At 67.7% G+C, this 22,255-nt stretch carries 19 protein-coding genes; 8 read left to right on the forward strand and 11 right to left on the reverse strand.

The window, feature by feature from the left end:
* Window position 1: 1 nt before the first annotated feature.
* Together IW252_RS04240 and hpaH are read right to left on the reverse strand one after the other, a co-directional pair.
* Window positions 2-820, reverse strand: a complete 819-nt coding sequence (locus IW252_RS04240) for an aldolase/citrate lyase family protein (RefSeq protein ID WP_196835421.1) — start codon at window positions 818-820, stop codon at window positions 2-4.
* Window positions 805-1,590, reverse strand: coding sequence for a 2-oxo-hept-4-ene-1,7-dioate hydratase (gene hpaH / locus IW252_RS04245; RefSeq protein ID WP_196835422.1), 786 nt, complete (start codon window positions 1,588-1,590; stop codon window positions 805-807). Before hpaH ends, IW252_RS04240 begins: the two co-directional genes overlap by 16 nt.
* A gap of 255 nt (window positions 1,591-1,845) precedes the next feature.
* Here hpaH and IW252_RS04250 point away from each other — a divergent pair, with 255 nt between their 5' ends.
* Window positions 1,846-3,678 (forward strand): amidohydrolase, encoded by a 1,833-nt coding sequence (locus IW252_RS04250; RefSeq protein WP_196835423.1) that lies wholly within the window; start codon window positions 1,846-1,848, stop codon window positions 3,676-3,678.
* Here the strand turns inward: IW252_RS04250 and IW252_RS04255 are convergent.
* Window positions 3,675-4,364: a CE1759 family FMN reductase gene (locus IW252_RS04255; protein WP_196835424.1), complete on the reverse strand. Its 690-nt coding sequence runs from the start codon at window positions 4,362-4,364 to the stop codon at window positions 3,675-3,677. The genes IW252_RS04250 and IW252_RS04255 overlap by 4 nt on opposite strands.
* Window positions 4,365-4,508: 144 nt before the next feature.
* Between IW252_RS04255 and IW252_RS04260 the strand changes: the two genes are divergently transcribed.
* Window positions 4,509-5,174, forward strand: coding sequence for a DNA alkylation repair protein (locus IW252_RS04260; protein ID WP_196835425.1), 666 nt, complete (start codon window positions 4,509-4,511; stop codon window positions 5,172-5,174).
* 70 nt (window positions 5,175-5,244) lie between these two features.
* Here the strand turns inward: IW252_RS04260 and IW252_RS04265 are convergent, their stop codons facing one another.
* Window positions 5,245-7,092, reverse strand: a complete 1,848-nt coding sequence (locus tag IW252_RS04265) for a calcineurin-like phosphoesterase family protein (protein WP_331271435.1) — start codon at window positions 7,090-7,092, stop codon at window positions 5,245-5,247.
* A 144-nt stretch (window positions 7,093-7,236) separates the two neighbouring features.
* Complete coding sequence (locus tag IW252_RS04270) at window positions 7,237-7,872, reverse strand: ASCH domain-containing protein (protein WP_196835426.1); 636 nt, start codon at window positions 7,870-7,872, stop codon at window positions 7,237-7,239.
* A 159-nt stretch (window positions 7,873-8,031) separates the two neighbouring features.
* Here IW252_RS04270 and IW252_RS04275 point away from each other — a divergent pair, with 159 nt between their 5' ends.
* Window positions 8,032-9,423: an acetamidase/formamidase family protein gene (locus IW252_RS04275; protein WP_331271436.1), complete on the forward strand. Its 1,392-nt coding sequence runs from the start codon at window positions 8,032-8,034 to the stop codon at window positions 9,421-9,423.
* Window positions 9,424-9,522: 99 nt separating this feature from the next.
* Here IW252_RS04275 and IW252_RS04280 read toward each other — a convergent pair whose 3' ends face one another.
* The gene (locus tag IW252_RS04280; protein WP_196835427.1) at window positions 9,523-9,696 is read right to left on the reverse strand and encodes a hypothetical protein; all 174 of its coding nucleotides are present in this window, start codon (window positions 9,694-9,696) and stop codon (window positions 9,523-9,525) included.
* A 152-nt stretch (window positions 9,697-9,848) separates the two neighbouring features.
* On the opposite strand from IW252_RS04280, the gene IW252_RS04285 reads away from it, so the two are divergent.
* Window positions 9,849-10,565 carry an alpha/beta hydrolase family protein gene (locus IW252_RS04285; RefSeq protein ID WP_196835428.1) on the forward strand — a complete coding sequence of 239 codons (717 nt, stop codon included), beginning with the start codon at window positions 9,849-9,851 and terminating at the stop codon, window positions 10,563-10,565.
* An 82-nt stretch (window positions 10,566-10,647) separates the two neighbouring features.
* On the opposite strand, the gene IW252_RS04290 is transcribed toward IW252_RS04285, so the two are convergent.
* From IW252_RS04290 to IW252_RS04300, 3 genes are all read right to left on the reverse strand, one after another.
* Window positions 10,648-15,108 carry a lamin tail domain-containing protein gene (locus IW252_RS04290; RefSeq protein ID WP_196835429.1) on the reverse strand — a complete coding sequence of 1,487 codons (4,461 nt, stop codon included), beginning with the start codon at window positions 15,106-15,108 and terminating at the stop codon, window positions 10,648-10,650.
* 94 nt (window positions 15,109-15,202) lie between these two features.
* Window positions 15,203-15,907: an alpha/beta fold hydrolase gene (locus IW252_RS04295; protein ID WP_196835430.1), complete on the reverse strand. Its 705-nt coding sequence runs from the start codon at window positions 15,905-15,907 to the stop codon at window positions 15,203-15,205.
* A 113-nt stretch (window positions 15,908-16,020) separates the two neighbouring features.
* Window positions 16,021-17,229: an MFS transporter gene (locus IW252_RS04300; protein ID WP_196835431.1), complete on the reverse strand. Its 1,209-nt coding sequence runs from the start codon at window positions 17,227-17,229 to the stop codon at window positions 16,021-16,023.
* 146 nt (window positions 17,230-17,375) lie between these two features.
* On the opposite strand from IW252_RS04300, the gene IW252_RS04305 reads away from it, so the two are divergent.
* The gene (locus IW252_RS04305; RefSeq protein ID WP_196835432.1) at window positions 17,376-17,951 is read left to right on the forward strand and encodes a helix-turn-helix domain-containing protein; all 576 of its coding nucleotides are present in this window, start codon (window positions 17,376-17,378) and stop codon (window positions 17,949-17,951) included.
* A 6-nt stretch (window positions 17,952-17,957) separates the two neighbouring features.
* On the opposite strand, the gene IW252_RS04310 is transcribed toward IW252_RS04305, so the two are convergent.
* Window positions 17,958-18,797, reverse strand: coding sequence for an SDR family NAD(P)-dependent oxidoreductase (locus tag IW252_RS04310; protein ID WP_196835433.1), 840 nt, complete (start codon window positions 18,795-18,797; stop codon window positions 17,958-17,960).
* Window positions 18,798-18,911: 114 nt separating this feature from the next.
* On the opposite strand from IW252_RS04310, the gene IW252_RS04315 reads away from it, so the two are divergent.
* The 3 genes from IW252_RS04315 to IW252_RS04325 all read left to right on the forward strand — a co-directional run bounded on the left by IW252_RS04315 (window position 18,912) and on the right by IW252_RS04325 (window position 21,677).
* The gene (locus IW252_RS04315) at window positions 18,912-19,217 is read left to right on the forward strand and encodes a hypothetical protein (RefSeq protein WP_196835434.1); all 306 of its coding nucleotides are present in this window, start codon (window positions 18,912-18,914) and stop codon (window positions 19,215-19,217) included.
* Between the two features lie 101 nt (window positions 19,218-19,318).
* Window positions 19,319-20,536 (forward strand): hypothetical protein, encoded by a 1,218-nt coding sequence (locus IW252_RS04320; RefSeq protein ID WP_196835435.1) that lies wholly within the window; start codon window positions 19,319-19,321, stop codon window positions 20,534-20,536.
* Between the two features lie 154 nt (window positions 20,537-20,690).
* Window positions 20,691-21,677: a ribonuclease HI gene (locus IW252_RS04325; protein WP_196835436.1), complete on the forward strand. Its 987-nt coding sequence runs from the start codon at window positions 20,691-20,693 to the stop codon at window positions 21,675-21,677.
* Between the two features lie 67 nt (window positions 21,678-21,744).
* On the opposite strand, the gene IW252_RS04330 is transcribed toward IW252_RS04325, so the two are convergent.
* Window positions 21,745-22,233, reverse strand: coding sequence for an SRPBCC family protein (locus IW252_RS04330; RefSeq protein WP_196835437.1), 489 nt, complete (start codon window positions 22,231-22,233; stop codon window positions 21,745-21,747).
* Window positions 22,234-22,255 lie beyond the last annotated feature (22 nt).

Here is a 22,255-nt window from a genome sequence, read left to right on the forward strand (position 1 = left end):
TTTAGTAGCTGGCCGGGCCGTCCCCATCGGCCTCGCCGATGAAGCGTGCCGCCAAGGCCTCGGTACCGCGCGCCAACAGGGCCACGTCCGCCCCGACGTTGACGAAGTCCGCTCCCGCGACCAAGTAGTCCTGCGCCTGAGACTCGACGAAGGCGTTGACACCCACAATCTTGCCGGCCGCCTTGACCTCTGCGATGGTCTGCTTCACACCGGCGACGACGTCGGGGTGCGATTGCTGCCCAATCAGCCCCATGGTGGCTGAGAGGTCGGAGGGGCCGATGAAGACGCCATCGATGCCGTCCACGGCCGCGATGGCGGCAGCGTTCTCGACGGCTTCCGCCGACTCCACCTGCACCAAGAGCGTCAGAAAGTCCTCGGCTCGCGTCAGGTAGTCGGGCACCCGGTTCCAGCGCGCCGATCGCGCCAGGGCCGAGCCGACACCGCGCACGCCCGCTGGGGCGTAACGGATGGCGGAGACGGCCGCGGCGGCGTCGTCCGCGTTGTTCACCATGGGAACGATCAGCGACTGGGCGCCCAGGTCAAGGAACTGCTTGATGAGCACGGGATCGTTGAACGGGACCCGCACCACGGGCACGGCCGGGTAGCCGGCGATCGCCCGCAACTGATCCAGCACGGACTGCAGGTTCATGGGGCCGTGCTCGGCGTCGATCAGTAGGTAGTCCATCCCGGAGCCAGCACAGATCTCCGCGACGGACGCGTCCCCGGAGCACACGAACATGCCGGCCACGGTGCGGCCCAGCGCGTGCTCGCCGTGGAAGAGGTCCTTAAAAGACCGGGGCGGGTCTACACGAAACGACATGTCACCGTCCCCAAGGGTCCGTAGTCGGCCAACACGGTATCGCCCTCATACACCCACATGGGCCGGGTGAACGATCCGGCGAGGATGATCTCTCCCGCCTTGAGCCCATCGCCATGCGGGGCAATCTTGTTGGCGAGCCAGTGCACGCCAGAGGCCGGGTGGTTCAGGACACCGGCGCCGACGCCCGTCTCTTCGACGATTTGGTTCTTGAACAGGATGGCGGAGACCCACCGCAGGTCGACGTCGTGCGGCTTCACGGGGTTTCCGCCGATCACCATGGATCCCATCGCCGCGTTGTCCGAGATGGTGTCCACAATCGTGCGGCCCTCCATCTCGATCCGCGAATCGAGGATTTCCAGCGCGGGGACCACGTAATCTGTGGCATCGAGGACGTCGAAGATCGTGGCACCCGGGCCGGTGATGTCCCGGCCCAGCTTGAAGGCGAGTTCCACCTCCACGCGCGGGTGGGTGTAGTCCGCCCACGTGATCTCCACGCCCGTCTCATGGATCATGTCGTCAAAAATGATGCCGTAGTCCGGCTCGGTGATGCCGGTCGCCATCTGCATGGCGCGGGAGGTGAGGCCGATCTTGCGACCGGCGAGCGTGCGCCCGTTCTCCTCGCTGCGCTGGCGCCACAAGTTCTGGACCCGGTAGGAATCCTCAACGGTCATCTCCGGGTACCGGGCCGTCAAACGCGCCACCGGCGTCCGGTTCTGGCCGGCGGCGACGAGTTCGTCGGCGATCTGGGTGATGGTCTCATCACTGAGCATGCGTGCGCCTTCCGCTTCATTGCGTTCCCGCCCTAGCGGGTTGTCTCTCGCCGGCGGGCCACGCCCGCCGATCCCAGACCATGCTAACGGCCCCGCGTCCGCAGCCCGCGGTTGGTGGCCGCGTATGAACGCACGGACCCCGGCATCCAATTTCTATGCGCTAACTCACAAGCAGGATAGGTATACCAGTTCTTAGACTCGGGCTACGGACCCCGGGATCCCACCGCCGCGATCCCACCCACACCAGGAGGAGCCATGACCACAGAACCCCGCAGCCCCATTGCCCGCCGCCGCTTTATTCAAGGTGGCGTGGCCGGGCTCGCCCTCGGAGCCATGGGCGCCGCCGGAGTCGCCAGTGCCCCCTATGCCGCGGCCGCCAATGCCCGGCCGCTCGTCCTGCACGGGGGCAAGATCTTCACCTTTGACGGCAGTGACCGCGTGGTGGACTCCGTGGCGATCTCCGGCGGGCGGATCATCGCCGCCGGCTCCGTCAGCGAAGTGCGCCGAGCCGTCAAGGGGCCGGCGGAGAGCATTAATCTCCGCGGGGCCTGCGCCTTTCCCGGCGTCAACGATTCTCACCTGCACGGGCTGAACTTCGGGCTCACCCGTCCACCGTTCACGCTGGACGTGGGATACCCAACGGTCAACTCGATCGCGGACATCCGCGACGCCGTCGCCGCCCGCGTGACCGAGAGCGAGCCCGGGCAGTGGATCCGCGGCCGCGGCTGGGATCCGGCCTACTTGGGCGATGGCCGTCAGCCGCATCGCGACGACCTGGACGCCGTCTCCCCGAACAATCCGGTCATCCTGACGGAATGGTCCGGTCACGCCGTGTGGGTGAACACCGCGGCCCTCGAGGCGGCCGGGGTGACCGACACCACGGTGCCGCCGGCTGGCGGCGTCATCGTCAAAGACGCGGACGGTCAGCCCACGGGCGTGCTGCTGGAGGGTGCCGCCTACCTGGTGCGGGACCACGTGCCGGACTTCACCGCGGAAGAAAAGCGGCAGGCACTCACCCAGGCCTTCGACATCATGCACGCCGAGGGCATCACCAGCTACACCGAGCCCGGCCTGAAGCTCGCGGACATGAAGGTGTACGACGAGCTGCTTTCTGCCGGCACGCTCTCCGAGCGCGTCTCGCTGATGCTGCGCGCCCCTGCGGGACCCGCCGGGTTCGAGGAAACGCTGACCCAGTACGCCGCGCGTGACATCTACGCCCCCGAATGGTTGAACTCGCAGCAGGTGAAGATTTTTGCCGACGGCGTCCCGACCGTGAACAAGACTGCCTGGCTTTCAGAGCCCTACGTCGGCGGCGGTTACGGTTCCATGACCATGGACGGCAGCACGCCGGAGGAACAGGTCGCGAGCCTCGAGGCGGTCATCAACCTGGCCCACGAATACGGCTTCCAGATTGGCACCCACGCCACGGGAGACCGCACGATCGACGCCGCCGTGGCCGCCTACGCGCAGGCCCTGCAGGCCAGCGGCGAATCGGACCGGCGCCACTACATCATCCACTGTGACCTGCCGAGCGCCCAGACGCTCTCCACGATGGCGCAGCTGCAGATTGGCGCCAGCTTCAACCCGAACATCAAGTGGTCCCTCGTCGATTCGCAGCTCCAAAGCATCGGCCGCGAGCGTGCGGAATACGAGTGGCCCTACGCCTCCGCCTTGCGCGCCGGCGTCAACGTCTCCAGCACCTCCGACGCCCCGGTGGTCTACCCGGACTTCCGCCGCGGCATTTCCATGATGATGGAACGCCGCGGCCGCTCGAGCGGGGACATCTACGGCCCGGAGGAAGAGATCTCGTTCGAGCAGGCGCTGCGCTCCTACTGCCAGACGCCGGCGTGGCAGGACCGCGCCGAGTCGTGGAAGGGGCGGCTACAGCCGGGCTTCGCCGGAGACATCACGGTGGTCGACGGCGACATCTCCCGGATGAGCCCCACCGAGATCGCCGACGTGCCCGTCCGCGCCACCATCATCAACGGAGAGGTGGTCTACGACACGGTGAACAAGCCGCTGGGACGCGAGAAGCCGGCGTCGTGGCAGCGCAACCCCCACCCCAAGGCGGTGTGCGGCTCCCACTAGGATCCGCCGTCGGCACCGGAGGCGAGGCGGTTGCCATTGACGCCCGCGAGGAGTTCCGCGAAGGACGCGGTCTCCTCGCGGGCGTTCTGCTGCCCACTGGCGCCGTGGTCGACGCCGCCGCGCACCTCGGCGGCACCGGCCAGAGCGTGGGCGATGTCAAGCCCGGCCCGCCGCACGCGCTCGCTGAGGGGTTCGCCGGCAGCGTCACCGTCACCGGCGCCCCAATCGGCGGGCGCCGCGAAGACGCCCGTGGGCAGGATGGCGGCCTTGAGGTAAGCGAAAATGGGGCGCATCGCGTAGTCGATGACCAGCGAGTGCCGCACGGAGCCACCCGTGGCGGCCAGGAGGACGGGCTTGCCCACGATCGATTGCGGATCCATGAGGTCAATGAGGGATTTCAGCAACCCGGAGATGGAGGCAGTGAACACCGGGCTGACGACGACGAGGGCATCGGCCGCCCGCACGCGCTCGAGGACGTTCTGCACCTCACCACTGGCAAAGCCGGCCACCATGCTGCGGGCGATCTCGGAGGCCAGCGGGCGCAGTTCGATCACCTCATACCCGACATCGAGCCCGCGGCCTCCGGCCGCGGACGCTGCCGCATCGGCGATCATCTCGCCCAGCATGCGGCTCGTCGACGGCGAGGACAATCCGCCGGAGAGGACCACCATCCGTTGTTCAGCCATGACCTTCCCTTCCGCCGCACGCAGCGGCTATATATGCATTTGCATATAAAACGTTCGGGTGGTCCGGTTCATTCCCGCCACTCTTCATCCCCGCCACCACGGCGTGACCTACGCTAGAAGCATCATCAGGCGAAGGAGCAGCACATGAGTGACGTCACGGACCTACTCGCGGAGCTGGACGGCCTCGAAGACGCCAAAATGCGGGCCATCAACGAAAAGCACGGAGATGACCACGGCATCAAGCTCTCCGATCTGCGCGCCATCGCCAAGCGCCTCAAGAAGCAGCAGCCGCTCGCCGTCGAGCTCTGGGCCTCCCAGCAGACCTCCGCGCGCCTGCTCGCGCTCCTGATCTGCCGGCCCCGTGACTTTAGCGCGGCGGAGTTGGACACCATGCTCCGGGCATCGCGGGCCCCGAAGGTTCAGGACTGGCTGGTCAACTACGTCGTCAAGAAGTCCGCGCACGCCGAGGCCCTGCGCGTGCTGTGGTTCGACGACGAGGACCCGAGCGTGGCCAGCGCCGGCTGGGCGCTCACCTCCGAGCGCGTCGTCAAGAACCCGGACGGCCTAGACCTCCCGGCGCTCCTCGAGATCATCGAAGCCCAGATGGCTGACGCCCCGGAGCGCCTGCAGTGGGCCATGAATACCTGCCTCGCCCAGATCGGCATTGAGCATCCCGAGCAGCGCGAGCGCGCCCTCGCCATCGGCGAACGCTTGGGCGTGCTGCGGGATTACCCGACCCCGCCCAACTGCACCTCGCCCTTCGCCCCCGTGTGGATTGAGGAAATGGTCCGCCGCCGCGAGTCCGCCTGACGCACCGGACGCCCACCCCACCGGCCGCGCTGAGCGGATCCGTGCGGGGCGGGCGCCGTCGTCGTCCGCGCTAGCGCGCGATCGTGAAGGTGATGTCCTCGGTGAATTCGCGGCCGTGGACGTCGGTGGCGGTGACCGTCGCGGTGTGCTCACCGGCGGCCAAGTCCTCCGGAAGCTCAAAGCGCCACAGGTGCATGGTCCGGTCCGCCAGGCTGCCGCCGTGCACCAACTGCTCCTGAACGGCCACCGGGTCCGAATACTCGGCACCAACGTGTACGTCCTCGCCCTGCATGGGCTGCGTGCGGACGGCCTCGGTGGTCTCACCGTTGAGCTCGACCTCCACCGTGGAGCCGGTGGAGCCCATCCAGAAGTTGGTGGTCAGCCACGTGGTTCCGGCCAGATCGTCGCCCGTCACGGTGGCCGGCGCGGCGAACTCTTCGGCCTGGCCCGCGTTGTCGAGGTTGGCGGCGTACCAATCGCGGTACGTCGGGGTGTTCAGGCCCAGCGCCATCTGGAAGTCATCGTCCTCGCCGCGGACGGTGAAGCGTTCGACGACGTCCGTGTCCTTGATGTCCAGCGTCAGCACGCCCGGGCGCCCGCCGTCGCGCTGAATCGCCTCGGGGTAGCCGTTGCCGGTGTCCGCCCCGGAGAACCAGTCGCCGGAAATCGCGCCGGCGGTGATGTGCGTGAACGGAAGTTCCTTGACGCCGAACAGCTCGTTCCAGCCGGCCAAGGAGTCCCCGGCCCGCATGTTCTCGATGCTGTGGGTGTGGCCGCCCAGGGCCACGGCCTCGCGGCCCTCCAGCATCTCGAAGATTTCTGCGACCTGATCCACCTGATGGCGGGACGCGCTGGAGTCGGCGAAGTCGAGCAGCGGGATGTGAGCGCCGAGAACCACCAGCTTGTCCTCGGGAGTATTGGCCAAGTCATTGCGCAGCCACTCGAGCTGGCGCTCATCGAGGGCTCCGTTGTAGCTGCTGCCGGCCTGGTAGTCCACCGTGTTCAGGGCGATCACGTGCGCGTTGCCGACGTCGTAGGAGTAATACTCCGGCGCCAGCTGCTCGCGGAACGTATCGAAGGAGTGCTCGTTGCTGACCGCGTCGAAGTCCAGGTCGTGATTGCCCGGCAGAAAGCGGGCTGGGCCGTTGAGCATGCCGGCCAGTTCACGGGTTTTGCCGTACAGGGACAGGTCATCGCCCACCACGTCTCCGATGAAGAGGGCGCCGCAGCCCGTGTAGTCCGTCCGTGCCGCCAAGTCGGTAAAGGCACCCTCCCGGGCGAACTCGACTTCCTGCTCGGTGTACGTCTGGATGTCTCCACCAATCACGCAGCTCTGCTGCTTGCCGCCCGTGGCCCGTGCTTTGACCAGCGGAAAGTTAACGGCCTCCGGCAGCGCCCCGGTGGGGGCAATGCCACCGAAATCGAGGTCCTCCGGGGTGCCCTCCGGCAAGTGGTTGTAGTGGAATTGGGCGACGTTGTCCTCGTCGACGGGGACTTGCCACCCGGAGGGCTGCGTGACGAACGCCGTCATGTTCTCGTACGCCGGCAGCTCGTAGGCACCGTGTGCATCCGTGGTGACCACCTCCCGACCGTTGGAGACCTTCACGCCCTTGATGCCCCGCTCGCCGCGGTCCTGCGTGGAGTTGTGATTGCGGTCATCGAAGACGACGCCGGTGAGGGTCTCCGCATCGGCGGCGGCCCCCTCGGCGACGTCGACGTGGCCGCGGAAGGCGGTCTCTGCCCAGTCCCCCTGGGCGTGGGAGGGAGCCTGGCCCTGCACGGAGCCCTGACCTGATGGGCCAGCGAAGGCACCCGTCGCGGCGAGGACGGTGAGGCCAGCGGCCGCGGTGAGTGCGGCGCCGGCGCCACGGCCCCAGCGAGCCACGCCTCGCTTTTGGGTTGAAATGAAGTTCTGCACGGTAGTCCTCCAGTCGGAAACGAAAACGGGGGAAACCACCGATGGCTTCCCCCGTTCTCCAGACTGGTTCCCGCGGGTAAACGCCGTGATGCGCCCACGAGAATCTTGGCTAACCAACGCCTAAAGTACCGCTGAGTAGGAGTTTTAAGTTGAAGGATTGACTTCCTGTTCGGGCTCGCCATCGGCCAGCTCGGCCGGCCACACCACCGTGAACCGTTCTTGGATGACTTCCCGTCCCGGCGTGCGGGTGTCCTCGGGCGACCAGTGCTCCCCCGCCGCTTCCCGGGTTCGGCGCCAGTACTTCTCGTGCTCGCGCCGCCACGAGTCGAGACTGCGATCATCCTCGGCCTCCGCGGCCGCAAAATCCGCGTCGACGTCGTCGAACGTTGACAACGCCAGGGCCATGGTGCGCAGCACGACCGCCGGTTGCCCCGTGGAGTCGCACGCCACCCAGTGGCCGCCGATCGTGGGCAGCGGATCCTCGGGATCCGTGTATTCGTCCATGAGGGAGGCCGTGGCCCGCTTATCCCCCTCAGTGACCTCCTTCAGCAGCGCATCGGCGAGCTGCGGCGAATCGCCGAAATAGTCCACCTCGTATTGCTGGTTCCCTTCGGGCACGACGCCGGTGGCGGCGATGTATTCGTCCCACATGCGGCGGGCCGCGGCGCGGTCGATCGGCGGCAGGCGGTCCGCCACGGTGCTGACGGTGACTTCCTCTCCCCCACCGCCATCTTCCGGCGGCTGCTCGAGCGAGGACTGAACAGCAGGATCATCTTTCATACCGCCCACCCTAGGCCCCGCGGCGGCAAACGCGTAGCGCAGCTGGCTGGCAACGTCACACCACCCCTGCCCCCGCCAGTCAATCCACCGGAAACACCCCCGAAAACCTCAAGAAACTGCGGCTGACTAGCATCAACGCACAACTACCGAGGAGGACGTGTGAACACAGAAGTAGGACGCAAGGCGGCGGAGACGCTGGTCAAGGGGCTGGGACGACGCCGGTTCATGGGCGCCGTCGCGGCGCTCGGGACGCTTTCGGCGGCCACGGCGTGTTCGGGCGCGAGCGCACAGGCCGGCAGCTCGCGCGCCTCCGGAACGGCAACGGCATCAGCCAACGCCTCCGGTGCCGCGCCGTCGACGGGATTCGGTGAGATCCTGCAACCGCATCGCGGCCCCCTCAACGGCGACGCCTATCTGGCGTCCACTCCGGAGGAGGTGCTGTGGGGTTACGTTCCCACGGTCCACGCCAGCCCCGTCCTGTCCATGAAGTCGGGCCAAACGGTCACGATCGATGCGGTGTCCCACGAGGGCATCCTCGAGGACCAAGGCCGAAGCCCCCTCGACTACTTCGGCGAGCACGGCGTCGCACAAGATCAGGTGCTCGAAGACGCCGTCGCCATCGCCGCGGACTATAACCGCACCGAGCGGGACTTCGACGCCGATGGACCGCATGTGGTCACCGGCCCCATCCAGGTCGAGGGGGCCGAGCCCGGCGACGTCCTGAAGATCGACATCTTCGAGGCCCTGCCCCGCGTGCCCTACGGCGTCGTCTCGAGCCGCCACGGCAAGGGCGGACTCGCCATCCAGTCCGACGGCTCGGCCCCGGACGGGATCACGCTGGAGGAAGTGATGCCGCCGGTCGCGATGGACCAGCGCTCCTCCGGGATCCCCAGCGACTACGGAAACGTCTCAGTTTTCACCGCCATCGAGGAGGGGAAGGCGGTCATGCGCAGCGGTGACCTGACGGCGCGGTTCCCCCTCCGTCCGTTCATGGGCATGATGGGCGTCGCCTACGCGGACTCCGACGGGCTCACCTCCCCCGAGGCCAACTCCGTCCCGCCGACGCTCGGCGGTGGCAACATCGACATTCGTCACCTGGGCGCCGGATCGACGTTTTACCTGCCGGTGAGCGCCGAGGGCGCCTTGTTCTACGTGGGCGATCCTCACATGGGGATGGGCGACGGCGAGGTGGCGTTGACCGCCATGGAGGGGTCCCTGCGCGGCACCTTCCGGCTGACGGTCTGCAAGCCGGACTCCGGCGACGCGCCCTCCGTGGCCTACCGGTATCCCTTTGGCGAAACACCGGATGCGTGGATTCCGATTGGCCTCTCCGATCCGGACGGGCTCGACGGCGGCGGCGTCGGTAGCGACCTGAACATCGCCATGCGCCGGGCGATCGTCAACGCCTTGGACTTCTTGGAGCACGATCGCGGGATGGACCGCGCCATCGCTTACGCCTACCTGTCCGCGGCGGCCGACTTCGCTATCTCCCAAGTGGTGGACCGGACCGTCGGCGTGCACGGGCTGATCAGAAAGGCCGACTTCGCGTAAATCCTCGCTCTTCCGGCGCCGGGCGGGCAGACGCGGAGCCGCCGGACCGGGAGCCGTAGCTGCCGGCCCGGGTGCTCAGCTCGGGCGTTCGTCCCGGGGTTAGTGATGCGGTTGGATCGCGTCGAAGCCGGTCTTGGCGGCCGCTTCCTTCCGCTCGGACGATTCCTGAGAGTGGTGCTGCATGTCCTCGAGGTGCTCATGCTCCAGGACTTCGGAGCCGAAGTCCTTATCCGCGAACTTGTGCCCCTGCTGGCGCTCCACGGTGTCGGTCATCGTGACTCCTCCTTCCACTTTCACCGGGGGGCCGCCCGGCCGGTGGCCCCTGAGTACCTCGGATGGTAGACCCGCTCGGGGGCGACTTCAAGAGGTGGGCGGGCCGACGGCGCAACCGGCGTCACGCGGCGTGGGTCTGCGATGATGGGGCCATGAATTTGCCTCCCGGTACCGTCACGATCCCGGTCACCGCCACGACGCCGCGCGGCACGGTGAACACTGAGGTCAGCGGCGCGTGGGTGGCGGCCAGCCAGCCGCATAGTGTCGTCGTCCTCGCCCACGGCGCCGGCGCCGGGCGTGAGCATCCGTTTCTTACCGGGTTCGCGGGCGCGCTGGCCGCGGAAGGGCACGCGGTGTTGAGCTTCAATTTTCCCGCGATGGATGCCGGCAAAAAGTTTCCCGACCGTCCTCCACTGGCGGTGGGCACGTGGGACGCCGTTCTCGCCTACGCTGCCGGGGTGGCGGAGACGACGACGGGGCGCATCTGGGCGGCCGGCAAGTCCTTCGGGGCGCGGATGGCCTCGCTGGCGGCCGCTGGGGAGGAGCTGGAGCGGCCCATGACCCCGGCCGGGCTGATCTATCTGGGGTATCCGCTGCACGCGCCGGGAAAGCCGGAGAAGCTGCGGGACGGGCACCTCGACGGGCTCGCCGTTCCGCAGCTCTTTGTCGAGGGCACACGGGACGCCTTCGCACGGATCGACCTCATGGAGGCGGTGGCCGAACGGTTGATGGCTCCGGCCGGTTCCCGCGTGGAGGTCGAATGGGTCGAGGGCGCGGATCATTCGTTCAATATCAAGGGGCATCGCCGGCCCCCGGAGGAGTGCGGCGCCTCCTTGGCCCCTGCCGTGGATCGCTTCCTGCGGGCTTAACGCCGAACGGGCCAGCCGGTGACTCTTGGGTCACCGGCCGGCCCGCGCGGCTCGCTGGCTAGCTCCGGTCAGTCGAGACCGCCTAGCGGTTCCACGGGAGCCAGTCCCAGAACCCTGGCTGCCCGTTGCCGTGGCCATTCGTATTGCCTTGGCCCTTGCCCGGCTTCCCGTTCCCGTTCCCGTTCCCGTTCCCGTTCCCGTTCCCGTTCCCGTTCCCGTTCCCGTTCCCGTTCCCGTTCCCGTTCCCGTTCCCGTTCCCGTTCCCGTTCCCGTTCCCGTTCCCGTTCCCGTTCCCGTTCCCGTTCCCGTTCCCGTTCCCGTTCCCGTTCCCGTTCCCGTTCCCGTTCCCGGGATGATCATCGCCGATGACGATGTCCTGCACAGCGGAGGTGTCGACGCCGCCGTGGGGATCGGAGGTGCGCACGTACCAGCCATAGGTGCCCGGCTCGCCGAAGTCCGCGGTGACGGCCACGGTGGATCCGCTCGCTACGTCCTGCTGGGCGCCGAGTTCGACGCTCGTGAGGATTTCCACGGTGAAGCCCGTGGTGGTCAGCGACTTCTCCACCACCTCAATGCCCAACTGCTCATAGCCGAGCGTGAAGTCCTGGTACATGTAGGGGTCCGTCTCCGGCCCCATGAGGGAGGGATCCTCGGAGTTGTACTTCGCCAGCGACGGGCTGAAGGTCCGCACCCGCATTTGCTCTCCCAGGTTGTCGAACTGCAGCAAGCGCAGGTAGCCCAGGCCACCCTGTTCCAGCCCCTGGTAGTCGAACAGCATGGCGGTCGCCGTGCGGTCCATGACGCCGTCGCCGTCGTCGTCGTACTCGAATTCGCGCTTGAACGCATCGTGATAATGCCCGGAGGTGACCACGCGGACGTTCGGGTTCGGCTCGACGACCTCATCGAGGATCCGCTGCGGGATGGGCCCCAGCCCACCCGTGGTCAGCATGAACTCGTGCAGGTTAATCACGGCCACGCGCTCGGGATACTGCGCCAGGACCTCATTCATCCACTCGATCTGCTCGTCCTGCGGGTCCCAGCCCATGTAGAGCATCAGGAAGTCGACGCCGCCGGCGGTGATGAGGTCATAGTGGCCGCGGTTGTCTTGATGGCTGCCGCCGTACCACGGGTTGCCCGCATAGCGCTCCTCGCCAAAGTACTGCGAGTACGCACCATAATCGGCCAAAATACCGCCGACGTCGTGGTTACCCGCCAGCACACCGTAGGGCATGCCCGCGTCATCCAGCCGCTGATATTCCGGATCCGCCGCGTCCCACTGGTACTGCTGATCCCAGTTGTTGACGATGTCCCCGGTGTGGATCAGGTACTGGATGTTCTGTTCTTCGCGCTGGTCCAGGACAAAGTCGTGGATGGCTTGCTGGTGCTCGAAGTACTCCGGCGTCTGGTGGTAGTACTGCGTGTCCGACTCCCAGGCGATGGAGAAGTCGTACTCGCTGCGCTCGGTGTCCTCCGGGTGGTTCTTCTCCACAGTGGATTCGCGGCTCGTGTGGTTCTCACCCGCGAAGCCTTCCGTATGCTGCACCAAGGCCGTGATGGTGCCATCCGCCGCGCGGGCCGCGTCCACGGTCCCGGAGAGTTCGACGGCGCCGCCGTCGCCCACCGTGCGGGTCACCTCGGTCCATTCGGAGCCGTCGGCCGTGAGGGCGTACAAGATCAGTTCCGCCCCGGCCTCGGACTCGCCAGTCCACGTCAGGCGGGCTGTCGCGTCGTCGCCCGCGTCGGCCGGGACCGGGACCTCGAACTGGTAGAACGGCAGCGCATCGGTGCTGGTCACCGGTGCCAGTCCGACGTCGGTCGTGAGCGCCGTGCCGTCGACGACCTCGCCCGCGCGGTCCGTGGCGTCGGAGGAACCGGTGGTGCCGGCCAGCGCGTCCACCTCGCCCTCGGCCAGGTCGAACCGGTGGCCGCGCCGGAAGGACACGTCCAGCGCGTCGCCGCTGGGATCGGTCACCGTGGCGGAGAGCTCTGCTTCGCCACGGACCTCGGCGCCGTCCTGCGGGGCCAGGTCTGAGGCGGTCGGCGCCTCCACCGGGGTGGTAAACGTGATGGTCTTCTCCGCGCTGTTGCCCACCGCGTCCTCCGCGGTGACCGTCAGCGTGTGCTCGCCGGCCTCCAGCTCCACCGAGGAGGTGGCGGTGCCGGGCTCGATGACCTGCCCGTCAAACGTCAGGACGGTGTCCGCCACGCCGGAGCCCGCGTCGGAGACCTCGGCGTCCAGCACGATCTCACCCTGGTAGGTCTCGCCGTCGGCCACCGTGGGCTCGATGCTGGGCGCCGTGTTGTCCACGGTCACCGCCGCCTCGGCCGTGGCCTCGCCGTCGGTGGCGGAAACGATGTGCGTTCCGTCCTCCGCGTTCGTGGTCTCCCAGTCGTGCGCCTGGGCCGCGAAGGCGTCGTCGGGCAGCGTGAACGTGGAGTCAAAGAAGTCGTGCTTGCCCGCGCTGTCGCCCATCTTGATGAGCTCGCTCGGGTCCTCGTAGCCCGCTGGACGCAGGGTGCGCCCGTCCGGCAGCACCAGGCGCATCCCGGAGATGACGAAGTCGTCGTTGTTCTCGTCCTCGTCAATCCACGGCCCGGCCTTGGTGCCGGCCCACACGCTCACGGTGAGGTCTTCGCCCTGTTCGACGTGCTCGAGGCCCACCGGCACCGCCATCGTTTCCGTGTTCGCGTAGGTGCCCTCGAGGAAGATGTGCAGCGTCTCGTCCCCGATCCGCACCCCGTTGCGGAAGTAGTAGTCGGTCTGCGAAACCTCAAAGACGAAGTACGGCTCGGATTCCAGCGAGGCGCGGGTCTCGACGCCGGTGCCGTCGATGCTCAGCTCAATCGGTGACGGGTACTCCTCCCCCGCTGCGGACACCGTCGTGGTGCCGCCAACATACTGCCCGTCGTCGACGTTAAGGCGCACGGGGTCCGTCTCAGCGCCGTCGATCGCGACGCGGCGGGGCTCGGTGGTGATCTGCCGCGTGCCGTCGGAGACGGTCACCGTGTACTCGTACCACTGCTTGCCCCGCAGGTCGGCCGAGGCCACCGTAGAGGAGTAGCCGTCTTCCCCGGAGGCGAGCATGTTCAGCTGGATCGGCTCAGTGTCGACGTCGTTGTGGAGGTTGAGCGTGACGGTCTTGACCTGCACGTCGTCCGTGATGGACAAGTCGACCACGAAGTCCTCGGCCGGGTCGATGGTGTCCACGGTGTGGTCGGCGACCTCCGGGGCGGATTGGTCCTCCGCGACGACCATGAGACCGCCGGGGACCTGGTCCGTTTGGACGCGGCCGGGGCTGGCGGGCTGGGTGTCCAGCAGGTCCTGCAGCGCCACGTCGTCGCTGCCGGTGTACCGGATGCCTTGGTCCGCGGCCGTGTCATCGGCCTCGGTCATGTTGTAGTAGGCCCGGTTGATGCCATGGCCGGTGTTGGTGCGCAGGGCGACCCCGCGGGCGCCCCCATTGGAGAGGCCGCCTTGGTGGATCTCGACGAGGTTCTCGCCGGCGGTCAGGTCCGCACCGAAGTGGGCGTTGAAGTCCTCTGCGGTCAGCGCATCATTGCTGCCGTTCTTGATCCACGCAACCAGCGTTTGGCCGGCGCCAATGGTCACGTCGGCGGGGGCCACCGGCCAGAGGGCCTCGTTGGTGTTGGTCTCGAAATCCTTGGGGTAGAGGTACGTCAGCGCGTAGTCGGAAAAGTCCACCGGCTGGGAGCTGGCGTTATAGACCTCCACGAACTCGTAACCGTCCGCTCCGCCCACGTTGGTGCTATCCGGCAGCACCTCGGTGATCTGCAGGGGCGCCGTGACCACGGACTCGTCAGGCTCCAGCCCCGAGACGTCGCCCGGTCCTTCGGGTTCCGGCTCCGCCGGCACCAGCGCCTGATCGGTCACGGTGCCGGGGGTCATGGGCGCCAGGGTGGCGAGGACGCTCGCTGCGTGGCCGGTCGCCGCGGGAATCTGGAAGTCCACGGAGAGATCGTCGCCCACGGATCCGGCCGGGTAGTAGGACCAGCCGAGCACGCCGGAGGGATCCGTAATGCGGATGCCGCGATCGCCCCCATTGGCGAAGGCTCCTTGGCCCGTGATGCGGGAGACGCGCGTGGATTCGCTCGCCCCCGTGGCGGCCTTGAAGTCGGCGACGCTCGCGTTCCGGCTCGCATCGGTGGTGGAGAGCCAGAAGACGTGGGATTCGCCCGCGGCGAGGACCACGTTCTTGCTCGTGACGGCGTCGTCCTCGACGATGCTCAGCGGGTTGTCCCCGTCAGCGGCCACGCCGTCCGTGTAGGTGTAGGAGAAGGAAATGCCGGCGGCGGCCAGATCGAGCGGCTCGTCCGTGGTGTTGGTGACCTCAAAATACTCGAGGTAGTCCGCGCCGGAGTTGTTGGCCATGATCTCCGAGACGAAGACGGCCGGCGGCTGCGGTGCCGCGCTGGCCGCGGCGGGGTCGATGATCGCGGTGCCTGCCAGCACGGCGGCTGCCGTCAGGCAGGCCAGCGGGCGGCGCGCGGCGAAGGCCGCGCCGCGTTGAGATGGGTTAGTCATGCTGTCCTCAGGTGGGCTGTGAAGTACCTGAAGAGTTGACCAGTAGCTCTCGACCGTCCGGTGGACGCGAGGTTAACGACTACTCAGGAATACCTTAAGCCTTCGTCCCGACGATGCGGGCCAGCAGGTCCCCCAGCTCGGCCGGGCGCGTCAGCTGCGGCCAGTGCCCGGTGGGCAGCTCGTGAATCGCCAGGTCATCGAGCTGGGCGAGCTCCGCCGTCTCCGGCACCCCGGCCTCCATCCAACTCCGGATCTGTTCTTCCGTGAATTCGCAGGCGATCACGTGGGATTCGATGCCGAGGCGGGCCGGGTTGGACACCGCCACCGGCTCGGTCGCGACGAGCGCGGGCTCGGGAACGGCCATCAGCCGGAACTGGTCGCGGAGTTCGGGGGTCAGGTCCCGCAGATCGGCCTCTTCGAAGACGTCCCATGCCGGCAGCGGCAGCGAGCAGCCGCTGGCGGGCAGTTCGTCATTGATCACCCCGCCGTCGGGCAGCGGGATCGCGTCCACGTAGATCACCCGGCCGACCTTCTCCGGGCGGGCCTCAGCGGCTCCTTGGACGATCACGGCTCCGCCGGAATGCCCCACGAGGCTCACGGGGCCATCCACGGAGTCGAGGACGTCGACGACGGCGTCAATATGGGTGCGCAGTCCAATCCCATGACGGGACGCGATGGGCGATTCCTTGCCCGGCAGCGTCATGGCGAGGCAGCGATGACCGCTCGCTTCGAGGCCGCCGGTGGCGGCATTCCAGGAGTCGCCGCTAAGCCAAAAACCGGGGATGAGAATGACGTCCATCCGCCCAGCCTACGTCGCCGAATTCAACTTGGGCAGTGGCGCACCCGCTCACGCCGTGCAGGCACGGGCAGCCCGCCGCCGTCGTGCCCGGGGCGGCCGAGCCAGAGCGACCGTCAGGCGCGCAGGCGAGCGACGCGCCACACGCGCCGCGGCCGGCCCGTGCGAGCGTTGCGCGCGGGCGGCTGTCCCCGCCCCACGAGGGCGGCGAGCGCGACGCCCGCGAAGGTCAGCATGGCGCCCATGGACAAGGCCATCTGACCACCGAACAGGTCGATCAGGACGCCGGCGAGCGCGGAGCCGCCGGCGATCCCGACGAACTGGGCGGTGGTGGACCAGCCGAAGGCCTCGGCCACGTCGCCGGCGGCCACGGCGTTGGAGGTCATGTGGGTGATGGCTGCAATGACCGGGGCGATGCCCGCGCCGGCGATGACGCCGGAGGCGAGCACCCACCAGAAGTCGGTGCTGACGGAGGCCAACGCGAGGCCAATGCCGACGAGCCCCAGCCGGCGGACCAGGGACCAGCGAGTAAGCTCGCGCTGCCCGACGGCGAACCCGGCCACCAGCGAGGCGCAGCAGAGCACCGCCAGGATGAGGCCGGCTTGAATGCCTCCCTCACCAAAGGTGGCCACCGTGGCGGCCTCCAGCATGGCGGTCGCGGCGGAGATGACGAATCCGATGGCGAGCACCATGAGCAGCGCGTGGGAGCTGAGCACGGCGCCGAGCTTGCCGCTCGGCGCCTCCGGGCGGGCGCGCACCACCTGCGGCGAGGCGAGGAACCAGACGCCGCCGGCGGCCAGCAGCGCGGCGGCGGCGAGGATGCCGAGAGCGCTGTGCACGTTCAAGGAGAGGAACGTGACCATGACCGGCCCGATGATCCAGATGACCTCCTGCACGGAGGCGTCAAAGGAGAACAAGGCGGTGCGTTGGGCGGGCGGCACCATGGACGGGTAGAGGGACCGGGCCGCGGGCTGGATCGGGGGCGTGGAGACGCCGGCGATGAAGGCGATCACGGTGTAGAGCGGCACGGAGAGGTTCGGGATGGCCAGGGAGACGGTGGCCAGCGCGGAAATGGTCAGGGTCACGCCTACCACGCGGAACATACCGAACCGCTCGAAGATACGGCTGGTCAACGGCCCGGCGACTGCCTGGCCGATGGCGAGCGCGGCGAGGACGAGGCCTGCGGCGGTATAGGAGGCGTGCTGGTGCTCGATGTGGATCAGCGCGGCCAGCGCGAGCATGCCGGCCGGGAACCGCGCGATCAGCTGGGAGATCACAATCCGGAAGACGCCTGGGGTTCGGAAAAGGTCGCGGTAGCTGGTCACCGCCCCACCGTACCGTAGCGTGCAGAATACTGCATCATGCGGTGCATCACAGGGTGAGGCGTCCGGTGGGCGCCCGGCCCCCGTGATCTCCGGCCCACCCCGTTAGACTGATCTTCACCCCGTGCCCGCCACCGACGAGGATCTACGTGACCGAGAATCAGGACATCGCCGCACTGATCGGCCAGCGCGTGCGCGCGTTGCGCGGTAAGCGGGCCTGGACGCTGGACGATTTGGCGGCCCGCTCCGGCGTGAGTCGCCGGACGCTGGTGACCATCGAGCAAGGGCAGGCCAACCCCTCCATCGCCGTGCTGTCCTCGATCAGCGACGCGCTCGGCGTCGCCTTCGTCTCCCTCGTGGAGACGGGCCCCAGCGAACAGATTCAGGTGGTCAGGGCTGGTCAGGGACCGCGCTTGTGGGAAGGGAACGACGGCGGCTCGGCGCACCTTGCGGGGTCTCTGCCCGGGACGAACATCGCGGAGCTCTGGGAGTTCCGCATGTCCCCCGGCGAAGGCTACCTCGGCCAACCTCACCCTGGCGGCACACGAGAGCTCGTGCACGTGGCCTCAGGCGAACTGACCCTCAGCGTCCTCGATCAGGAATTCGTTCTGAAGGCCGGTGACGCGGCCACGCACCCGGCCGACGTCGCCCACGGCTACCGGAACACGGGCACCCGCACCGCGGTGTTCTCCAACGTGGTGCAGTACCCCAACCCGCAGGAGTAGCGCAGGCTACTGAGCCATGCCCGCCATCTTCTTGGCGATGATAGTGATGGCCCTGGAGGGCATGATGCGGGCCATGCGGTCCATCATCACGGCGTCTTTGCCGATGAGCACGCGTTGCTTGTTGCCCTCGATGGCCCGGACCATCTCCGCCGCGGCGTCGTAGGCGCTCGTCATCTGGTGCTTGGCGGGCTTCTTGGCCTTCTTCCGCTTCTTGCCCGCGGGGATTTCCTCGGGTACCGATCGTTCCCGCATCTGGGCGCCGGAGTTCTTGGAAATCTCCGTTTCAATGGCCCCGGGGAACACCACGGACACGGCCAGCTTGGTTCCCTGGTGCTCAGCGATCAGCCCTTCGGTGAACAACTTCACCGCCGCTTTGGAGGCGCCGTAGGCGCTCTGACCCGGGAACGGAATGAGGCTGCCCATGCTGGCAACGTTCATCAGCGTTGCCGGCGGTCCGGCCATCAGGTCCGGCAGGAACGCTGTGGTGGTGTTGACCGTGCCCCAGAAGTTCACGTTCATCACGCGCTCGATCGCGGAGCGGTCCAGTTCGGAGATCGGCTTGAAATCGTGAATGATCCCGGCCACGTTGATGAGGCCATTCACCTGCCCGTGAATCTGCTTCACTTGGGCCGGTAGGGCTTCGACGGCCTCGCGGTCAGTGATGTTGAGGGCGTGAGTGGAGAGCTTGTCTCCGGCATTGGCCAAGCGCACGGTTTCCTCCAGTGCGGCCTCGTTGAGGTCAACGGCGGCAACCCGCGCGTTCTTGCCGAGGAGCTGGAACACTACCTCGCGTCCGATGCCCGCTCCACCGCCGGTCACCACAAACACCTTGTCGATCGTTTCCATGCTTCTCCTCATCTCAGGGCCGGGCCGCGGCGCTGTCCACACCGTAGGTCTCTGACACGCATAATTTCATGCGCGCCAGTCAGGCGCCATGGTCCGGGCCCATACTATGGAGTCATGACTGTGCCTGAGCAGGTCCCCACGGTGGTTGTCGCCGAGCGCAAGGGCGCCAGCATCACCTCGTTGGTGCTGGGGCTGGTCTCTATTCTGCTTGGCTTCACGATTCTGATTCCGATGGTGGGCCTTGCCTTCGGAATCCTCGGCTTAGTGCAGGAGCCCGCCGGCCGCGGCCCCGCCCTCGCCGGGGTCATCCTCAACTCGCTCACGATGATCGCCTGGATTCTGCTGATCATCATCTTTCTGCCATTCCTCATCATGGCGCTGATCTATGGGATCGCGCCGAACGAGTCGGTCCCGGCCTAGGCGCGTGGCGGGCCACCTGACCCGTGCGCACTCCCAGCGTGCGTCCGGCCAGCGGCCCTAAACTGGCCTCTCCTGAACGCTCCCCGAACGGATTGTCCCCGATGCACCGTGCACCGCTGACCTTGGCCGGAAACTCCCACCTGGTGCACTTCCAGCGCGCCATCGACATGGGCGCCACACCGGCGCCCCGCCGGCCCCTCCAGTTCCACGCCCGGCTGGCGCTCTCCCTGCTCCACCCGTTCTTTGAGGACGACGCAGTCACCCGGCCAGGGCAGGAATGCCTGCTCATGGTGCCCGGTTTCCGGATCGGCAACCGCGTCCTGACCGACCCGGCCCACCCCGAGGCACACGCCTCCGTGGACGCCGCTCTCATCACGCCGGAGCATGACGCTCAGATGCTGGAGCGCTACCTGAACCGACTCGACGATCTGCGCCGGCGCAACCCGGCCATCCGCTTTCTCTTCTGGAGCCTCGTGGCCGGCGAGTACCGCGCGCGTAGCGAGGGGCGCTACCTCCAGCCGGACGGCACGTACCGGCACCCCACGTGGAATCTGGCGGAGATCGAGCGAGAGTTCCCCGAGCACACCATCTCCTTGGCGCCGTTGCTGGATTCCGACGTCCTGCCGGCGCTCCTGAAAGACTCCGGCGGGCATCCCACGGAGTTGGCCGCCGCGCTCTTCCACCGCTTCATCGAGGACCCCGAGCGCCCCACGGATCAGGCCCTCGCCGAGGTCCGCCGCACCGCCACTGTGCCCTGCCTGAGTTTCTGGGAGCCCACGGTCCTCACCGGCGACTCCGCGTGGCTCGCCACGCTGGCCGACTACGCGGAGCGCGGCATTATTCGGCTCAATCAGCACGTGCGCATCATCGCGGACAGCGCGCGCATCACGGCGCGGGACGGCGTCGTCCTCTACATCACGGACCTGGACGGCACGGCCCTGCGGGCCGGGCAGGGTGACCACGGGTCCGACGCCGCCCGGCTCCCGGAGGAAGCACTAGCCCCGATCCGCCGGCTCGCCGCGTTGGGCCTGCGCCCCCGCGTCTTCACCTGGGCCAACAAGGCGAACGAGTTCACCAACCCGCCCGTGACCTGGGCCCCGGATCATCCGGGTTCGCCCATGGCCCTCGATGAGCAGTTGGCGGCCCGCCTACCCGAGGCCGACGTGTTGCGGGACGCCCACTGGGCCCCGCATTCGGTGAGCCTGCGGGACGTGGACATTGAACAGCTCTCCGGACGCCCCAAGCCCACCGTGGACGGATTGAGCCAGGTGGTGCGCCTGCTCGGCGGCGGCCGCACGCTCCAGTGGCTGGACGAGTAAGCGTGTGCTGAGCCGGCGGATCTGTCCGCAGCCTGTGCGTTGCCGAAGAGGTTGGGCAAGATGACGCTGTGGCCTCCCAAAGTGTGGGTGCCCGGGCGTACTCTTCACACTATGAGCAACACGCTACTGTGATCGACCAACGTGGGGAGTGCCGATGGAGTGGAAAAAGTTCATACCCAAGCCCAGCGCGCCGAAGCTGCGCTTGACCAAGGTAGAACCCCACACCGGCCACCGCACGGGCATCACGGTGGACGCGTCCAAACGTTTCGGCTTCCTCTGCTGGTCCGCCGTGAAGTTTCACGGGGACGCCGTCGTCGAGCGCCTGACGGGGAACTTTGATCCGGTAGATCTCAAGGGTGCGCCGCGGCTCACCGGGACCGCCCTGCAGGACGCGGTGGATCAGGAGCTCCAGCGCCAGCTCGCGATTGCGGTGATAGACCTCGGCGTGGGGGTGGACTATTCGGTTCATCGCCCGCTGACCACCAGCGCCTCCTGCGGGGTTCACGATGCCCTCGCGGAGCTCGGTATACCCGTCTCTAGTGCGGCCGCGCCCTCCGCCGTTCGTGCGGCCGCGGCGGAGGCCCTCACCCAAGAGGGCATCGCCCACCTCGGTGAAATCAAGATTTCAACCGACGCCTCGTGCGGGCGGACTACGACGTCGGGGCACGGCTGGTTCATCGAATCCGCCACCATGTACCGGCCGGTTATGGGCCGCACCACGTCCACGCAGCGGACGGTGCGCGCCGCCGAGCTCTACAGCATCCTGAAGGCCCTCAAGGCGGCGGATCGGCAATTCGGCCGGGAGGCGCTCCGCACGGGCGGCCTCCGGGTGCGCAGTGACTGCGCCATCGCCGTCCGCATGCTGCGGGAACCCGGTTGGCTGCCGGAGAGCGCCACGTCCCGGGAGATCGCGCTCGCCACCTCCATCCGGGACTTCACCAAAAATCTTCGCGTGCGGTTCGTCTGGGTCCGCGGACACAACGGGGACCTCGGCAATGAGACTGCGGACCGGCTGGCCGTCGCGGCCCGGCGCCTGCACTACGCCCGCACCCCGAAGGACAGCGCGGCAGCCATCATCGCCAATATTTGCCATGAGGCCACCGAGCGCTTCCAATCGGAGCGCCACCGCCTCGCCGCCTGACTCCGCCTGCCCGTCACGCGGCAGACATCCGCTAACTCAGGACGATGCCAGTGACCGCGTGGCGGCCTCACGCAGCCGCGAGGAGCAGCTTATCCATTTGGCCCACGCACGCTGACAGGGTCTCCTCGAAATCAGCCTCGGCCATGGCATCCAACTGGCGGGCGGAGGAAAACTCCACGCACAGGCGGACCAAGGTTCCGGGCTGATTGCCCGGGAGCGCATCGAGGGACAGGGTCATCTGCGTGGTGCCGCGCGGAAGGTCTTGGCCGGGCTCCCGGCCATCCTCAAAGATCAGCCGGTGATGCTTCTCCACTTCAAGGATTCGCCACCACCCGGAGGCCACCACACCGTGTTCGAAGATGGTGAACCGGCACCGCTCCCCCGGCGTCAGGCTGTGTTCGCTGAACTCGGCCGGGTGGCCTGGTGGACCCCACCAGCCCTCCAAGAGGGAAGGATCCTCGATCAACCGCCACACGGACTCGGGCGCCGCATTCACACGGGAGGACACCGTGAAGGTCAGCGCCTCCAGATCTGTGACCACGCTAGTCACCGGCATATCCGCCTCCTCACCCCGACGG

Source organism: Zhihengliuella flava (assembly GCF_015751895.1).
Lineage (GTDB): Bacteria > Actinomycetota > Actinomycetes > Actinomycetales > Micrococcaceae > Zhihengliuella > Zhihengliuella flava.

Excerpts from the sequence above, each read along its gene's own strand:
- IW252_RS04240 (WP_196835421.1), bottom strand. The coding sequence starts at position 820 with ATGTCGTTTCGTGTAGACCCGCCCCGGTCTTTTAAGGACCTCTTCCAC.
- hpaH (WP_196835422.1), bottom strand. The coding sequence starts at position 1,590 with ATGCTCAGTGATGAGACCATCACCCAGATCGCCGACGAACTCGTCGCC.
- IW252_RS04250 (WP_196835423.1), top strand. The coding sequence starts at position 1,846 with ATGACCACAGAACCCCGCAGCCCCATTGCCCGCCGCCGCTTTATTCAA.
- IW252_RS04255 (WP_196835424.1), bottom strand. The coding sequence starts at position 4,364 with ATGGCTGAACAACGGATGGTGGTCCTCTCCGGCGGATTGTCCTCGCCG.
- IW252_RS04260 (WP_196835425.1), top strand. The coding sequence starts at position 4,509 with ATGAGTGACGTCACGGACCTACTCGCGGAGCTGGACGGCCTCGAAGAC.
- IW252_RS04270 (WP_196835426.1), bottom strand. The coding sequence starts at position 7,872 with ATGAAAGATGATCCTGCTGTTCAGTCCTCGCTCGAGCAGCCGCCGGAA.
- IW252_RS04280 (WP_196835427.1), bottom strand. The coding sequence starts at position 9,696 with ATGACCGACACCGTGGAGCGCCAGCAGGGGCACAAGTTCGCGGATAAG.
- IW252_RS04285 (WP_196835428.1), top strand. The coding sequence starts at position 9,849 with ATGAATTTGCCTCCCGGTACCGTCACGATCCCGGTCACCGCCACGACG.
- IW252_RS04290 (WP_196835429.1), bottom strand. The coding sequence starts at position 15,108 with ATGACTAACCCATCTCAACGCGGCGCGGCCTTCGCCGCGCGCCGCCCG.
- IW252_RS04295 (WP_196835430.1), bottom strand. The coding sequence starts at position 15,907 with ATGGACGTCATTCTCATCCCCGGTTTTTGGCTTAGCGGCGACTCCTGG.
- IW252_RS04310 (WP_196835433.1), bottom strand. The coding sequence starts at position 18,797 with ATGGAAACGATCGACAAGGTGTTTGTGGTGACCGGCGGTGGAGCGGGC.
- IW252_RS04315 (WP_196835434.1), top strand. The coding sequence starts at position 18,912 with ATGACTGTGCCTGAGCAGGTCCCCACGGTGGTTGTCGCCGAGCGCAAG.
- IW252_RS04320 (WP_196835435.1), top strand. The coding sequence starts at position 19,319 with ATGCACCGTGCACCGCTGACCTTGGCCGGAAACTCCCACCTGGTGCAC.
- IW252_RS04325 (WP_196835436.1), top strand. The coding sequence starts at position 20,691 with ATGGAGTGGAAAAAGTTCATACCCAAGCCCAGCGCGCCGAAGCTGCGC.
- IW252_RS04330 (WP_196835437.1), bottom strand. The coding sequence starts at position 22,233 with ATGCCGGTGACTAGCGTGGTCACAGATCTGGAGGCGCTGACCTTCACG.